Here is a 15,857-nt window from a genome sequence, read left to right as displayed (position 1 = left end):
TCTTTAATTAACACGTAAAGGTAATTGCTATCTAAACATGATAGACATTGCCTTTTTACTTTATACCTGAATTCAATTTTCATTCTATCGTTTAAATTACTGATGATAAAATTCTAAGAAGCCATTATCTTTAAAAAGAGCAGCATACTTCATATAGCATTGAAACAAAAACACCCAATCAATATGCCCGTTTTTTAACACATTGATTGGGTGTTTACATAAAATATATGCTTATTGACTTTTTACTTTAGTAATAATTGTTATCTCGTTTATTTAAGTTTTCTTCATTAGGCGCTTTGCTTTGAATATCAGCAGCGTCTTCATTATATTTTGTACTTGGTCCATATTGATTGTGTTGACGTTCACTGTCAAGACAACAAATCACGATTTGATATACAGTTAACACGAAAAATACTAAATACAAAATTAAAGAAATAATTGAACCCGTTAAACTATTGTTATCCGAAAGTTGAACAGAAATGACCGAAGGAACAACGTTAATAACAATAGAAAATACAAATATTATTATTGGAATGAGCATGGTACGACCTGTATCATGAAACCTTCTAATTAGCAGCGCATAATTCGGAATGAATGTCGCAAGCCCATAAATCGCTAAATATATCCATCCAAAGATAAGACATATAGCACTTATACCAGAAGCACTTGCACTACTATTAATCAGAGCAAAAACTAAACCTATTATACCACCAACTAGTAGTAATATACCTGGAATACAAACTATAATATGCCATAAAAACGTATACCAATATTCACTCCTTCTCGATCGTCCAGTAAAGTTAACGTAGTTTTTCCAAAATAACTTATAAGCAGTACCAAAGCCTACTTTTGACGTCATATTGTTCAACTCCTTTATTATGTTATATTTTATATGTAAACTATATGTATAAATTAAATAACTCTACAACTTATATATTAAGTAGTTTACCAAAACAATGTAAATATATAAAATAATACAAAATTAACTAAATGAGTTAATTTTGTATTATTTTTAGGAGGCATATAAAACGTGGATTTTTTACAACGCGATACTACAGCGATTGCTAAAGATTTACTAGGTGTAAAAATTATTTATCATGATACACATCAAACATTTACGGGTTATATTGTTGAAACAGAAGCCTATTTAGGATTTGATGATAAAGCAGCTCACGGGTTTAATGGCAAACGCACGCCTAAAGTAGCATCCTTATATAAACAAGGTGGTACAATTTATGCTCATGTCATGCACACTCATTTACTAATTAATTTCGTTACGCAACAAGCCAATATACCTGAAGGTGTATTGATTCGAGCTATCGAACCAGAAGAAGGTATAGAAACAATGTCTGATCGTCGTGGCAAGACAGGATACGACATTACGAATGGTCCCGGAAAATGGACTAAAGCGTTTAATATACCAAGACATATAGATGGCTCGAGACTAAATGAAGGTAATTTATTAATCGATACTAAAAATAGAAAGCACCCTAGATCAATAGAAGAAAGTGGTCGCATTGGTATACCTAACAAAGGTGAATGGACGTACAAGTCTTTACGCTATACGGTTAAAGGTAACCCTTATGTATCTCATCTTAAAAAATCTGCTATAATACCACCGAGTGAAACTTGGAAATAATATCAAACAATAAAACGCTACGATAACATATTCATGCTATCGTAGCGTCTTTCCATATTTAATTTCTATTATTTATTGTTAACTTTCTTTTTATTTAACAGCCCGAACTGAATTGTTATCATTGTGCAAATAATAAATATTACTGGATAGTATGAATATTTTAAAACATCTAAGTATGAGACATGGCCATATTGCTCAACCATTAACATACCACTATCATGCGGCAATACCATTAAAGCACAACAAGCAAAAATATCTAGTAAACTCGCCATTCTTTTAGGCGGAACTTTATATTCATCGCCAATTTCTTTAGCTATTGGGGCCGAAATAATAATAGCTAACGTATTATGCGACAATGCTGCCGATAAAATACCTGACATAAAACCTATGACATATTCCGCACTTTTACGCCCTTTTGCTTTAGCCTTCATTGCTTGAATAATCCAATCAATACCGCCATAGTAACGAATTAATGCCACTAGACCAGATACTAAAAAGGCTACTAAAAAGATTAAAAACATACTTTGCATGCCATCGCCTATTGCCTTAGTAAATTGGAAAATGCCCATATTTCCTTGAACTATACCTAATAAACCTGCCATTAAAATTCCGATAATTAAAACTAATATAACGTCTAATCCTGCAATAGCAGCTATTAGTACAAATAAATAAGGCAAAATATTAATAATGTTAAAGCTTAAATCGCCTTTAACTGTGCCAGTACCTCCGACAATGCCATAACAAACTGCCGTTAAGATGGCAGCTGGTAAAGCAATCAATACATTCATTTTAAATTTATCCTTCATTTTAGCGCCCACACCATTTGTAGCAGCTATCGTCGTATCTGAGATAATAGATAAATTATCACCAAAATATGCACCGGCAATGACAGCTGCACCTGCTGCCGCGATACTTAAATCTGCCGCTTGAGCAACTGCAACGCCCACTGGTATAAATGCTGCTTGAGCACCTGTAGAAGTGCCAAGCGTTAATGCCGCGAAACCACTCATTATAAAAATTCCAGGGATTAATAAACTGGGTGGGATAACGGATAAGCCCATGTTGACCATTGCGTCTTTACCGCCCATGTCAGATGTCACAGTAGAAAATGCACCTGCAAGTAATAAGATAAGTCCTAAATTTACAATACCTGAATTACCGGCATTTTCTGTAAATATTTGCACTTTTTTCGCAAACTTTGTCTTTCTATCATAAAAAGTCCATGCAATGACAATACCGATAAATACTGCAACATGTCGTGGTAATTGATCAAATGCATCCTCTTTACCCATAATTGTAAATGTTATACCTACGCCGATATATAACACTAAAAATATGACTAACGGTAATAATGCTAATGCACCATATTGTTTTTGGCTGCGTAGTGAATTTTCCATGACATTACCCCTTATCTCTATCAATTTACTCGTGATTACATAGTACCTAAAAATAAATATAAAGTCATTAATTCAAACTTATTCTAATTAGTCTGAAAAAATATTTAATGTGTATATCTTTATATAATCTATGTAATAGTCATTGCAATTACTCCCTCATAGAATATATAATGCCCTTTAGGTGTTTTTGTAAACGATTGCTATAAAATGTTATTAAAGGAGGGAAATTTATGTTACACATTGATGCTGTCACGACGCTTGCTCTAGCAAGCATCTTATACTTAGTCGGTGTCTACATCGTTAATCATGTTTCAATATTAAAGAAATTATGTATCCCAGCTCCTGTTATAGGTGGGTTATTATTTTCAATCTTGGTTGCAGTTTTACAGAGTTTAAACATTGTGACTATAAAACTGAGCTCTGACTTTTTACAAAATTTCTTTATGTTAGCTTTCTTTACCACTATCGGTCTAGGTGCTTCACTAAAATTATTAAAATTAGGCGGCAAGGTACTTATTTTATATTTTATTTTTTGTGGCATTTTAGCAATATTGCAAAACGTGATTGGTGTTTCTTTGGCAAAAGTGCTAAATATACCACCGTTGCTCGGTATTACTGCTGGTTCAATGTCGATGGAAGGTGGACACGGTAACGCTGCGGCATATGGACAAACTATTCAACAGCTTGGTTATCATTCAGCACTCACAGCAGCGTTAGCAGCTGCAACGTTAGGTCTAGTTGCTGGAGGACTTATTGGTGGACCAGTCGTTAAATACTTAATAAATAAATATAATTTAAAACCTTCTCAAGCAGAATCTACAAAAGAAGATTATAGTACTGTATCCTATAACGAAAATTTACATAATAAAATGGAACCGACAACTATTTTCTTATTACAATTTACTATCGTTGCGGTATGTATGGCTATAGGTAGTTATATTGGTAATACTTTTACAGACTTAACTAATATCAATATTCCAATGTATGTTGGTGCCATGTTCGTAGCTGTCATCATAAGAAATATCTCTGAATACGGTAACTTACAAATCATAGACATGAAAATCATCGACAAAATTAGTGACGTTTCATTAAGTCTATTTTTATCTATTGCATTGATGAGTATAAACCTAACAGATATTTATAAATTAGCTATTCCATTAATTATTATAGTTATCGTACAGATTATTTTTATCGTCTTGTTCTCAGTGTTTGTTGTTTTCCGAGGATTAGGCAAAAATTACGATGCTGCAGTTATGATTGGCGGTTTTATTGGACATGGACTAGGAGCTACACCAAATGCAATGGCAAACCTAGATGTTATCACGAAAAAATTTGGCGCCTCTCCAAAGGCATATTTAGTAGTTCCTATAGTAGGTGCCTTTTTAATCGACTTATTAGGTGTCCCTATCGTAACTTCATTTATTAACATTCTAAAATAATATAATTAAAAAACGTTAGTAATAAGTACTTAAACTTGATTACTAACGTTTTAATTTACAAAATTTTAAATTGTTAAACCTCTTTGTTCCATCCATGAAATTAACTCAGGGTTAAATACAATTTGTGTTTGTTCCAACTCTTTAATCGTTCGTACATTTAACATAGTCATAATTTTTTTCATTTGGTCGATGAATTCCTCGACATAATCTAACGTAGAAGTAATACCATAGTTTTCAATATGATTTAAAAATGGTCGTGACATACCTACTGCGTTTGCCCCTAGTGCCAAACATTTTACAGCGTCTAATGGTGTTCTAACTCCCCCACTCGCTAATACATTAATATCTTGCTGGAATTTAGTACTTTCTAATAATGATTCAACAGTAGATTGGCCCCAAGATGATAAATAGTTCATATCTTTTAAAGAACGGCGTTCATTTTCAATATCAACGAAATTTGTACCACCTTTACCACTGACGTCAACATATTTTACACCTATTGCCTGAAGGCTTTGAATTGTTTCTTTACTCATACCAAAACCGACTTCTTTAACGATAACAGGTACGGGTACACGCTCTACAATCAACGCTAAATTATCTATCCACGTTGAAAATTCTCTATTTCCCTCAGGCATAACTAATTCTTGAGGAGAATTAACGTGCACTTGCAATGCTTGTGCATCTAATAGTTTAACCGCTTCTTCTGCTTTTTCAACAGGTACATCTGCACCAACGTTACTAAAGACTATACCACTTGGGTTCGTGTCGCGTACGATACTAAAAGAAGATGCCATATTTGAATTACGTAACGCTGCATGTGTTGATCCAACTGCCATAGCTAAACCTGTTTCACGTGCTACGACTGCTAATTTTTCGTTTATATTTTTAGTCCATTCACTACCGCCCGTCATTGCATTGATATAAATTGGATAGTCCAATGAGAAATCAGTTAAATGACTACTTAAATCAATATCACTAACATCTATGTCTGGTATTGAATGATGTACAAATCTAATTTTATCAAAATCTGATTGTGGGGCATCTGTTTGTGCCATTGCTATTTCCACATGATCATTTTTTCTTTGTTCTCGCTTTGAATCGCTCACTATTGTCCCTACTTTCATTTTTGTTAAATTTAGTTAAACACAGTTAAAACCATTTTTTCTTTTTAAAATACCAAATACAAATAATAGAAATAATTAACATTATGATTAACACAGCGAAATAACTGTAGTGCCAATTTAATTCTGGCATATATTTAAAGTTCATACCGTAAATACCTGTAATTAACGCTAATGGTGAGAAAATCACAGATACAAGCGTCAATATTTGCATTATATTATTCATTTTATAAGAACTATACGATTCATAATTCTCTCTTATTTCATTGGTCATCTCGTCAGAAGTTTTAATACTATTTTCTTGTTTAATCATATGATCTTCAATATGTTGAATATATAAATAGTCTTTATGACTATTAAATAGCGTTTGACTATCTTTAAGTGTCACTATAAGTTCATGCATCGGAAAGACTATCCGTTTTAATTTTATGATATCCGAACGCAACTTAAAAACGTCATCCATAATGACCTTACTCGTAGTATCATTTACGTGTTTATCTTCAAAATCATAAACTTTTTCTTCTATACCATAAATATAATCAAAATAATAATCTACAAGTTGATCTATAGTATAAAGCATGACGCTGCTGGCAGTTAAACGGTCGGTCGTGTGTTCACTTAAAGTATTATTAATATCTGTAATAGCTTGTTCATGTGTATGATGATATGTAATTAACACATTATCTTTTATAAAAAAGTTAATTGCAGTCGGTCTGTAATCTTCATCACGTATGCCATGAACAACAATATATTGATATGAAGCATATTTTTTATATTTTGCTCTTGGTGTACCGTTAACTGTATCATCAATTTCAAGTTTATTAAAATTAAAATCATTTTGTAATTGATGATTTTCTAATGATGTTGGATTTTCGTAATCATACCATATGAAATCAGCCTCATCGGGTAAGGCTTGTTCATCACCAACTTGTTGAAGTGGATGGTCGCCAATTTGATATTTTATCGTTAGCCCCATAAAATTTCCTCCCCAACTATTTTCTTTTATTTTACCATGAATCATGACAGATGTATGTTTAAACTATATTTAGTAATATAATTGTAGACGGTATCAATCAATAAATAGAAATTCAGGAGTTGAAAGGACAATGACTACAATTTTTACAGTCTCACAGCACGTTTCATCCGACATGATTGACCACAATAATCACATGCATGATTCACATTATAATCATATATTTAGTGATATTATCAATCAATTTAATTACGCACATGGCTTGTCCCTTAAAGAAAGAGAAATACTAAACTACACTATGTTTACAGCTGAAGAACAAACAAGTTATCTTCAGGAATTAAAGCTCGATGAAACATATACAGTTAAATTATATTTGTATGACTATGATGTCAAAAGAGCACACTTTTTTGCATTTATGTATAAGCAAGATGATTCGCTTGCCGCAACTAACGAAGCGATGATGTTAGGTATTGATAGAAATACGAATAAAGTAAGTCCTTTCCCTCAACAATACTACCAACAATTAGAACAATACTATGCACAACAACCGACTATAAAGTGGCCTAAACAACTTGGCCATCGTATCGGCATACCAAAATAAGGAGTGAAACATATGTCTAATTCACTAACAGTAATTATTCGAACACAATTATACGATTATCACGACACAACTAAAGCTGCTTTAAGTGAACTTAATCAAAGCAAATCATTAGTTATAAATGGTCCTGATGATCAGTTAATTGATCGAGGGCTTAATATTAGTTTTTATCGTGGACAGAAAAAAACGATAAATGCCGTTAATTCACTATTAGATGCCTATGAAGATGATGAAGTATTTCGCAACCACTATGAACAATATGCACAAAATATAACAGAAGATTATAACAAAGCGGCACAAAATTTCGCTCAAATGAATTTGCCAGACGATGACTTTGCGACAGTTATTTCCTATTTATTTACTTTAAAAGGACAAAAAATAATAATAGATTCTATAAATACACTAGTTACTAGTAACTAATTTAAAAAGCCGTCATTATCTTATAATGGATAATGACGGCTTTTGTTTGAATTATTGTATAGTAGAGTACAATTATTAAACTTTTAAGGATTGGACAATTTGTCTTACTACTTTATGAGACTGTCTAACTGGATATAAAGGAAACCCATGAATCATTCTTTTATATGGATAAAAGTGTATCGGCAGTTGATATCCTTCTCCCAATTTGACCAACTTTAACATGTCTGGATAATAAACTTCTTGCGTACTTCCAAACACATAAATAGGCGGTAAATGCTTTATGTCGCCATTTATCGGAGAAATTTTAGCATCTTTTAATGCATGGTCACTAGACCAAACATTCATCACATCACGCACACCTTCAATATGAACTAACTTGTCTTTATTAATTAAATCATCTGTAATTTGTTCATTTTTTAATTCTGCATCTAGTAAAGGAGACAGCAAGTAAACTTTCTTAGGTAGTAGATGACCTTCAGCATTTAATTGTTGCACAAAACTAAGTGCTAAGCTACCTCCAGAACCATCCCCCATAACAACTATATTCTCTTCACCTACTTCGGTAACCAATTGTTGGTACAATGCATGAATTGCTTTATAAGTATCTTCTACATTGTTTGTCGGAGCTTTAGGATAAATGGGCATAACTATTTCATATAACGTATTTAATGCTAGTTTGTCCATAAATCGCCAATGAAAAATTGATGGTTGTAATACATTATAACCACCGTGCAAATATAATATCTTTCGCTTGTTATTATGTCTGAAATTAAATCTAAACACTTGCATATCTTCGAACATTTGTTTCTCTAAATTAGACTTAATATTTAAACTTTCTGGTTGTTTATGTTTTTGGGCATTAAGTTTTTCACGCTCGTTCATAAATTGTTGAAGTTGTTTTTCATCATCAAAGTTAATCGTTCTAACGGGGACTAAATATTTATTTATTAAGTAATTCATTATATTAAAAGTCATGGTTAACCAACCTATTCTTTTTATAGATTTAAAAACAATATAAGTCTTATAATATTTATTGTATAAATTTTCCCACTTAAACTAAAAAAACAGTTATAATAAATTATAAATAACTATTTTATTACCAATATAATATGAATATTTAGCATATCATTATTTAAATACTAACATAAAAATTTTGGGCTTTAAAAAATATGTCTGTTTAAATTGAAAGGAGTATTTATGGCTGAACAAGATCACAGATTCAAAAATTTTGAACATACGTTAACAACCGCCCCGATGCATCGAGGTGCAAAGTTAGGTAAAAAAAGGTTCTCTTGGTTTAATCTTATAATTCATTTAATTGTGGTTATTTTGACGGCAATAACTGGCTACAGCATGTATAAACAACCTGTATTTAATTTAGAGATAGTTAATAAACCTATTACTTTTCATCAATTAAACCATTTCCAAGAAACTTTAAATAATATTTCTAATCTCAATATTAATATTGATAATATCGCAAATCTGCAATCGCGTATTGATTCACTTATACTAGTCTTTAACATATTTTTCATTGCGGTGATTGTTAGCTTAGTTTTATCAATATTTACTATAATTTTCAACCGCACGGTACTAAAAATTATAAACCTATTCACATTAATTATTATGTTAGTCATAACTTTTGGATTTTCAATTATTCTACAAAATATTGCCTCACGTATAGCTAATAGTTTGAGTCAATATTACGTATCTATTAAACCAGACCAAGTACTAACACAAGCAGATGCAATAAACAATGCGCTTATTCTATTAGTATGTAGTTTAGCATTAGTATTTATTAGTCTTTTCTTTAGAAATAAACGTAAACGTATCAACACAATTTAATATTCACACCAGAAAGTACTATTATTCATAGTTTTTTTATATAAAAAAGGAGGACTACTAACTCATTGAGCTAGCAGTCCTCCTTAAAATTTTCAGGCTATTTTATAGTTATTTTTCTCTAGAAATATAGTGCTCTTTGCCTTTTAAGAATAAACTTAAAATAAATGCAAGTAAACTTAATCCTGTTGCAACTAAGAAGGCACTGTTAACACCATTTATTGATGCAAGTTTCTGAACAAAACTTAGAATTTTTTGAGTTGCCATATCTTGTCCACCCATAGCTTGTGCCATTTGTTGTAAATGGTCTTTAAGGAATGGGCTAGTCTTATCTAAATCTTGAGCATACGTAGCTGAATATTGCGTTGTTTGGTTTGACATTACTGTTACAAGTATTGCCGTACCAATCGAACCAGCTAATTGTCTCAATGTATTAGATAACGCATTACCATGCGGAATTAATCTTTGTGGTAATGAGTTCATTCCTGCTGTCATAATAGGCATCATAATGAAGCTCATACCAAATGAACGTATTATATAAATTAACATTAAATGACCGTAAGTGGTATTCATATTAAGTTTAGTTAGTTCATAAGTAGCATAAGTCATAATCGCAGTACCGATGATTGCTAGTGGTTTAATACCAATAGTATCAAGCAGGCGTCCTGAAATTGGTCCCATAACACCCATAATTAATGCACCAGGCAGTAATAATAGTCCAGATTGTACTGGGGTGAATCCCCTTAAGTTTTGTAAATATAATGGTAATAAGATCATACCACCAAATAAACTCATAGTAACAATCATGTTAATCACTGTTGTCAAAGTAAACCCAGAATATTTCAATACTTCTAAATTAAGCATTGGTATACGCATTGTCATTTCACGAATAACAAATGCAATGATAAAAATCACACCAATGATAAATGAAACAATAATTACTGGTGAAGACCAGCTTTTATTACCTGCTTCACTGAAACCATATAATAAAGCACCAAAACCTATAGTACTAAATATTATTCCTGGTATATCTGCTTTAGGATTACTTGTAACTTGATATACACGGAACCAAATATACGCGATTAATAATGCAATTAAACCTATAACAAACATACCGTAGAACATAACGTTCCAGTGGTAATTTTCAACAATATAACCTGACAATGTTGGTCCAATTGCTGGGGCTAAGATCATTGCAATACCTAGTGTACCCATTGCCGCACCACGTTTTTCTGGTGGGAAAATCGTCATAAAGACATTCGTACCTAATGGCATAAGCACACCGGCACCAATAGCTTGAAGTACACGTCCTACCATCATAATTGCAAATGAACCTGATACACCACAGACGAGTGAACCTATTGTAAATAATAACATCGCTACTAAGAATAGTTTACGATAAGAATATTTATTGAAAAGGAACGCACTGATTGGTATTAAGATACCATTGACAAGCATAAATCCAGTCATTAACCATTGCCCAGTGTTTGCTGAGATATTAAAGTCCGTATTAATTTTAGGTAAGGCTACGTTTAACAATGTTTGGTTTAAAATCGCAATAAACATACCAAAAATCATTGCTAAAAGTACTTTCATTTGAGTAGTGCCTTTACCGAACATAAATGAACTGTGTTCTTTTTTAAGTTTTTCATTAACCCTAGATTCTTCTGAATCAGGATTAATTTTATCAAAATCCGAATCCTTCGCTTCATTATCTTGAATTGCCTCTTCAGAATGCTCTTGCGAAGAATCAGAAGTAAATGATTGAGTATCTTCATTATCTACAGAAGCTGCAGCAGCCTTCTCTGTAGAATCAGTGTTAGATAATTTATTGGACTCTGCCGTATCATCTTTGTCTCTTATGTTAAATTTAGATTGATAACTTTGACTCGACGAATCATTGTTATAATTTTTCTGTTCCAGTTGTCTTTTAGTTGATTTCTTGTTTCTTTTTGAAACAAACAAGTTCAACAACCCGACAAGAATGATCGCTATGACTACATAAATTATAATGAAGGTCGCTGTCATTTAAAGACCCCCTTAGTTTTTATGAATTTTAACTTCAGCGTTCATTCCTGGAACAACGTTTTTAGATGGTTTTGAATCTAATTTGATTTTAACAGGTACTACTTGAGAAACTTTAGTGTAGTTACCGTCACTATTAGATGAAGGCATCATTGAGAAACTAGAAGCAGTTGCTTTACCTACTTGTTTAACTTTACCTTTAATGTTTGCATTTTCACCATCAACTTTAATGTCTACGTCTTTACCTTTTTCTACATCTGCAACGTCTTTTTCATCAACGTTTGCAGTTACGTTTAAATCATCTAAATTATAAGCATAAGCAATCGGTGATCCAGCTTGAGCTACTGAACCTTTCATGCCGTCAGTTTTTACGATAGTACCGTCTTTAGGCATTTTGATGTCCATAGATTGAGGTGCGCCACCACTTTCGCCTTTAGCAGCGATTGAAGCAACTTTGTCACCTTTTTTCATATCGTCATTTTCTTTCGCGTCGAAAGATTTCAATTCACCTGACGCAGGTGCAGATATTTTAATTTGGTCGCCATCAACTTTAGCGTTGTCTGTCGATACATAGCTTGTAGCTTGATTGTAAAAATGGAAGCCAACTACTCCAATAATTACAAGAACTACAATAGTAATGACATTAATTAATATCATTTTTTTCATTATTGTTTCCTCCTATTTGCTTTTAAATTTCACTTTATCTATTATAGAGAGATGAGCTAAAAAAAAATACCAACACTTAAAAAAAATGTGTCGGCATATATAAAGAAATCTTAACGTGGGTGTATTAATGATGAAACAAAAGGCTAAATTTAGAATTATTCGCAATATGATAGTATTACTCGAGGAGTATCCTTTTGAAAATATTACTATTAAAATGGTATGTGCATATAGTAATGTAAATAGAACAACATTTTACGATTATTTCCTTGATAAATATGATTTAATTACACAAATTCAAAAATATCATTTAACTAAGTATCAAGCTTTATTAAAGGCATTTGATACAAGTTTAGAGAATGCACCAAGTAACCAAGTGAAACTATATAAATTTTTCAAGATAATATTGACTTATATTAAACGTAACTATGGTTATTTCCATGCGATTATGGTAACACATCCAAACAAAAATCTTTTTTCTGAATATATGACTGTTACTAAAGATGCTTACAAAGAAATTCTCGACAAACATAGTAAAGTTAAAAATAAAAAACAATTTGTCATTTATACTATTGGTGGCCAAATTGGAATTGTTTATTTTTGGATTAGAGAAAACTGCGAAGAATCTGTAGATTCGCTCGCTCAAATCTTGCTTGCTAATACAATTAAACTACAACGTTAGTCCATTCATTTTCATATTATATAAAAAGACTACAAACGTCATTTAAGTTAAATTAAATACATTTGTAGTCTTTTTTAATTTGTTTTAGTACGAAACGCAAAATAGTTAAATATTTGTAATATTGTTAACACGACACCACTCGTACAGATAATTGTTATATAAGGTATCGTACTGAGTTCACCCGCTAATCCTACTAGTGGTGTAACAAGTCCTCCAAATAAAGACTGTACTAATCCCAGTAGACTCGAAGCACTACCGCTACCACCCGTTTTCTCATTCATAGCAATAGAGAATGCTAATGTTGCGACACCAGTTACAGGTGCAACCAAAATAATAAATCCAATAATTAATACAATGACGTGTAAATGTCCTATTAGTGTCATCGTTACCCAAATAACACCTATTATTTGGATAATTGTTAACACTCTTAATAATGTTTGTTGATGAATATAGTCCACAAGTTTACCCGTCAATTGACTTGAGATAATCAAAGTAATCCCTACACCAGCAAACATCCAACTAAAGTGTAACGCAGATAAATGATATATACGTTGCGTAATAAATGGCGATGCCGAAATGTAGCTAAATAACATTATAAAAGTAAATCCTTGAATTAACATTGGTAATAAAAACCTGGGTTTATTAAACAGCAAACCGAAATTTTTAAAAATAGCCCCAATATGCGCTTGTTCCCTACGTTCTAATGGCAAAGATTCATTGATTTTAAATAGTGAACCAAGTACCATACAAACACCAAATATAGTAAGAATAATAAATACCATACGCCATGTAGAAAACGATAATATTATGCCACCAAGTGTAGGTGCTAACACTGGTGCTATACCATTAACTAACATTAATACTGCCAAAAACTTTGTTAGCTGTTTCCCACTATATAAATCACTTGAGATTGCACGTGAAATCACCGCACCAGCACCACCGCAAAACCCTTGAATAAACCTTAAAAACACCATTACCCATATATTTGTAGTAAAGACTATAGCTATACTTACTATAGTAAAAATAATCATGGCAATAATAAGCGGCCCTTTTCTTCCTATTGCATCCGAAATAGGACCAATAAATAAATTACCCAACGCTAAACCTATCATAAATAATGATAATGTGAGTTGTGCATTGGACGTTGTAGTATTGAAATCGGAACGTAATTGCGGTAATCCAGGCAAAAACATATCGATAGATAAAGCTCCAATCGCTGTTAATGCACCCAATATAATAACGTATAAAATAGAAGGTTTTGAATTTTGTTCGTAATCAGTCATCTATATAGCTCCTAAAATAAACTTTTTATGTATTATTTAAATAGTAACATTAATAATAATAAAGTATCTATTGAATTAATAAAAGAGAGCGAGACTGAAGTCTAATTTTAACTTAGATCTCATAGTCTCGCTCCGACATAGATGACTAGAGTAAAAAGTATGTTATACACATTTTCAATTTAACCAGCCACTGCTATTTATTTTGCTCTTGATTGATAGTGTCTATGTTTATGTTTTACGTTTTAGTTATGATCACTCACTATAATTTGTTACTTTTAAATCATTTCCACTATCGTTACCCTCTAAAGTATATTTAACTTCACCATATTGACCATTTTTTTTAATGCCATAACCATCAACATAAAATTTATTACCAACTTTAATGATTTCTGAAATTTGAGGCACTTGCATAACACTATAACTTTGTGAACTTATGTCACTTTTAGTACTTTTATAATTTGACGAACCTTTTTTCAAGTAATTAGACACGATATCAAAATTGTTTTGTCCGTATGCGGTATTTAATGCTGTCGTGTAAGTATTAAAAAAATTAGTGATTTTTGAACGGAAACTGTTTTCTTCTTTTTCTTTCTTCTTAACATAGTCATTTATTTTATCTTTATCAAAAGGTACCTTAACATTAGTATTATCTTTTAAACTATCTGGTTGTATAGTGGTTTCACTAGATTTAAAAGTTCTCTTTTTAGCTTCACCACTTGCTGAAACTTTAATTTGTTCATTTTTAGGATACGGTCCATATGATTTAGAGTCTTCATAATCATATAACTTATCGTTTATCTTCAATTTAATAGAATTATCATCTAATTTGTCGGCACCAGATAAATTAATTCGTAGATATGCTTCATCAAAGTTTTCTGCGACATCAACAGTTTCGTTATTACTATTGTTGAAATTAAAGTTCAATTTACCACTGAATTGACCGTTTTGGGTTGTTCTTTTGGCGTCAATACTATAATCACCCGGAATGAACTTGCCTAATGAAGTTGTTTGGCCTTTAGGGGCTTCAATTGTACGTTGCTTGTCATTAGATCTAAATTTGTATTTCGCATCAAATTTTGGCTTAACAATAGCTTCTTTTGTAGGTGCCGTAAAATTCATATTGCTAAAAATTAAATATCTACGTCCATTTTTAGTAACCTTTAATATTTTTTCACCATTTCGCGCAGTGACATACTTAGAGAGTTGTGCGTCATTTTCATTTAATGAAGCAATTTTTGCTCTAACATCCTTAGTGAAGTTTTTCATACCTATTTCATTTTTAATGTATTTTATATAGGCTTTCGCTTCATCTTCGTCGACATTATTGTTTTGAGTACTTAATACTGTTGATAATTTTTGTGTGTCATTATTATCTATAGCATTAATCAACAATTCGGATTGAGATTCTGGCGAATTAAAGTTTTTTAATAAGAAGAAAATAATTACTATTAAAACGATGATAAAAAATGCAATTCCCCATGGAATAATTTTGCGAACGTTAGTATTTGAAGCTTTATTTTGATTATTTCTTGATTGTCGTTTTAATAAATCATGTCCACAATTAGGGCACACTTTGTCATCATCATGTACCTCTGCTCCACAGTTTGGGCACTTGTGCATTTATATCACCTCTTACTAAAAAATTTACAACTATTTTACTATAATATCATATTTTTAGTTGAACTTATATGCAAGGATTAGTTTCCTTTTTAATCTGCTAACACAATCTCATAAATATCAGTTGAACTTAGCTTTTATTATATTGATCTCTCAAATTT

At 31.7% G+C, this 15,857-nt stretch carries 15 protein-coding genes; 6 read left to right on the top strand and 9 right to left on the bottom strand.

Annotation, left to right across the window (positions count from 1 at the left end; genetic code table 11):
• Positions 1 to 247: 247 nt before the first annotated feature.
• Complete coding sequence (locus ISP02_RS02620; RefSeq protein WP_195720123.1) at positions 248 to 859, bottom strand: DUF805 domain-containing protein; 612 nt, start codon at positions 857 to 859, stop codon at positions 248 to 250.
• A gap of 171 nt (positions 860 to 1,030) precedes the next feature.
• Here ISP02_RS02620 and ISP02_RS02615 point away from each other — a divergent pair, with 171 nt between their 5' ends.
• Positions 1,031 to 1,639, top strand: coding sequence for a DNA-3-methyladenine glycosylase (locus ISP02_RS02615; RefSeq protein ID WP_195720122.1), 609 nt, complete (start codon positions 1,031 to 1,033; stop codon positions 1,637 to 1,639).
• A gap of 68 nt (positions 1,640 to 1,707) precedes the next feature.
• Here the strand turns inward: ISP02_RS02615 and ISP02_RS02610 are convergent, their stop codons facing one another.
• Positions 1,708 to 3,036, bottom strand: coding sequence for a Na+/H+ antiporter NhaC family protein (locus tag ISP02_RS02610; protein ID WP_195720121.1), 1,329 nt, complete (start codon positions 3,034 to 3,036; stop codon positions 1,708 to 1,710).
• 230 nt (positions 3,037 to 3,266) lie between these two features.
• On the opposite strand from ISP02_RS02610, the gene gltS reads away from it, so the two are divergent.
• Positions 3,267 to 4,475, top strand: a complete 1,209-nt coding sequence (gltS, locus tag ISP02_RS02605) for a sodium/glutamate symporter (protein WP_195720120.1) — start codon at positions 3,267 to 3,269, stop codon at positions 4,473 to 4,475.
• A gap of 65 nt (positions 4,476 to 4,540) precedes the next feature.
• Here the strand turns inward: gltS and fni are convergent, their stop codons facing one another.
• Both fni and corA read right to left on the bottom strand, forming a co-directional pair.
• The gene (gene fni / locus ISP02_RS02600; protein WP_195720119.1) at positions 4,541 to 5,581 is read right to left on the bottom strand and encodes a type 2 isopentenyl-diphosphate Delta-isomerase; all 1,041 of its coding nucleotides are present in this window, start codon (positions 5,579 to 5,581) and stop codon (positions 4,541 to 4,543) included.
• 43 nt (positions 5,582 to 5,624) lie between these two features.
• Positions 5,625 to 6,572 (bottom strand): magnesium/cobalt transporter CorA, encoded by a 948-nt coding sequence (gene corA / locus ISP02_RS02595; RefSeq protein ID WP_195720118.1) that lies wholly within the window; start codon positions 6,570 to 6,572, stop codon positions 5,625 to 5,627.
• 130 nt (positions 6,573 to 6,702) lie between these two features.
• Here corA and ISP02_RS02590 point away from each other — a divergent pair, with 130 nt between their 5' ends.
• Both ISP02_RS02590 and ISP02_RS02585 read left to right on the top strand, forming a co-directional pair.
• Entirely contained in the window at positions 6,703 to 7,170 is a 468-nt protein-coding gene (locus ISP02_RS02590; protein ID WP_195720117.1) for a thioesterase family protein, read from the top strand.
• Positions 7,171 to 7,182: 12 nt separating this feature from the next.
• Entirely contained in the window at positions 7,183 to 7,587 is a 405-nt protein-coding gene (locus tag ISP02_RS02585; RefSeq protein WP_195720116.1) for a hypothetical protein, read from the top strand.
• 75 nt (positions 7,588 to 7,662) lie between these two features.
• Here ISP02_RS02585 and ISP02_RS02580 read toward each other — a convergent pair whose 3' ends face one another.
• Complete coding sequence (locus ISP02_RS02580) at positions 7,663 to 8,562, bottom strand: alpha/beta hydrolase fold domain-containing protein (protein ID WP_195720115.1); 900 nt, start codon at positions 8,560 to 8,562, stop codon at positions 7,663 to 7,665.
• A gap of 222 nt (positions 8,563 to 8,784) precedes the next feature.
• Here ISP02_RS02580 and ISP02_RS02575 point away from each other — a divergent pair, with 222 nt between their 5' ends.
• Positions 8,785 to 9,429, top strand: a complete 645-nt coding sequence (locus ISP02_RS02575) for a hypothetical protein (RefSeq protein WP_195720114.1) — start codon at positions 8,785 to 8,787, stop codon at positions 9,427 to 9,429.
• Positions 9,430 to 9,537: 108 nt separating this feature from the next.
• Here ISP02_RS02575 and ISP02_RS02570 read toward each other — a convergent pair whose 3' ends face one another.
• Positions 9,538 to 11,454, bottom strand: a complete 1,917-nt coding sequence (locus ISP02_RS02570; protein ID WP_195720113.1) for a DHA2 family efflux MFS transporter permease subunit — start codon at positions 11,452 to 11,454, stop codon at positions 9,538 to 9,540.
• Positions 11,455 to 11,466: 12 nt separating this feature from the next.
• Positions 11,467 to 12,117, bottom strand: a complete 651-nt coding sequence (locus ISP02_RS02565) for an HlyD family secretion protein (protein ID WP_195720112.1) — start codon at positions 12,115 to 12,117, stop codon at positions 11,467 to 11,469.
• A 130-nt stretch (positions 12,118 to 12,247) separates the two neighbouring features.
• On the opposite strand from ISP02_RS02565, the gene ISP02_RS02560 reads away from it, so the two are divergent.
• Positions 12,248 to 12,796, top strand: coding sequence for a TetR/AcrR family transcriptional regulator (locus tag ISP02_RS02560; protein WP_195721809.1), 549 nt, complete (start codon positions 12,248 to 12,250; stop codon positions 12,794 to 12,796).
• A gap of 74 nt (positions 12,797 to 12,870) precedes the next feature.
• On the opposite strand, the gene ISP02_RS02555 is transcribed toward ISP02_RS02560, so the two are convergent.
• Together ISP02_RS02555 and ISP02_RS02550 are read right to left on the bottom strand one after the other, a co-directional pair.
• Positions 12,871 to 14,079, bottom strand: coding sequence for a multidrug effflux MFS transporter (locus tag ISP02_RS02555; RefSeq protein ID WP_195720111.1), 1,209 nt, complete (start codon positions 14,077 to 14,079; stop codon positions 12,871 to 12,873).
• A 252-nt stretch (positions 14,080 to 14,331) separates the two neighbouring features.
• Positions 14,332 to 15,699 (bottom strand): TcaA NTF2-like domain-containing protein, encoded by a 1,368-nt coding sequence (locus ISP02_RS02550; RefSeq protein ID WP_195720110.1) that lies wholly within the window; start codon positions 15,697 to 15,699, stop codon positions 14,332 to 14,334.
• Positions 15,700 to 15,857 lie beyond the last annotated feature (158 nt).

The organism is Staphylococcus durrellii (assembly GCF_015594545.1).
GTDB lineage: Bacteria > Bacillota > Bacilli > Staphylococcales > Staphylococcaceae > Staphylococcus > Staphylococcus durrellii.
This window is presented reverse-complemented; position numbering and strand designations above follow the sequence as displayed.

Excerpts from the sequence above, each read along its gene's own strand:
- ISP02_RS02550 (WP_195720110.1), bottom strand. The coding sequence starts at position 15,699 with ATGCACAAGTGCCCAAACTGTGGAGCAGAGGTACATGATGATGACAAA.
- ISP02_RS02590 (WP_195720117.1), top strand. The coding sequence starts at position 6,703 with ATGACTACAATTTTTACAGTCTCACAGCACGTTTCATCCGACATGATT.
- ISP02_RS02620 (WP_195720123.1), bottom strand. The coding sequence starts at position 859 with ATGACGTCAAAAGTAGGCTTTGGTACTGCTTATAAGTTATTTTGGAAA.
- ISP02_RS02575 (WP_195720114.1), top strand. The coding sequence starts at position 8,785 with ATGGCTGAACAAGATCACAGATTCAAAAATTTTGAACATACGTTAACA.
- ISP02_RS02580 (WP_195720115.1), bottom strand. The coding sequence starts at position 8,562 with ATGACTTTTAATATAATGAATTACTTAATAAATAAATATTTAGTCCCC.
- ISP02_RS02560 (WP_195721809.1), top strand. The coding sequence starts at position 12,248 with ATGAAACAAAAGGCTAAATTTAGAATTATTCGCAATATGATAGTATTA.
- gltS (WP_195720120.1), top strand. The coding sequence starts at position 3,267 with ATGTTACACATTGATGCTGTCACGACGCTTGCTCTAGCAAGCATCTTA.
- ISP02_RS02570 (WP_195720113.1), bottom strand. The coding sequence starts at position 11,454 with ATGACAGCGACCTTCATTATAATTTATGTAGTCATAGCGATCATTCTT.
- ISP02_RS02610 (WP_195720121.1), bottom strand. The coding sequence starts at position 3,036 with ATGGAAAATTCACTACGCAGCCAAAAACAATATGGTGCATTAGCATTA.
- ISP02_RS02565 (WP_195720112.1), bottom strand. The coding sequence starts at position 12,117 with ATGAAAAAAATGATATTAATTAATGTCATTACTATTGTAGTTCTTGTA.
- ISP02_RS02555 (WP_195720111.1), bottom strand. The coding sequence starts at position 14,079 with ATGACTGATTACGAACAAAATTCAAAACCTTCTATTTTATACGTTATT.
- corA (WP_195720118.1), bottom strand. The coding sequence starts at position 6,572 with ATGGGGCTAACGATAAAATATCAAATTGGCGACCATCCACTTCAACAA.
- ISP02_RS02585 (WP_195720116.1), top strand. The coding sequence starts at position 7,183 with ATGTCTAATTCACTAACAGTAATTATTCGAACACAATTATACGATTAT.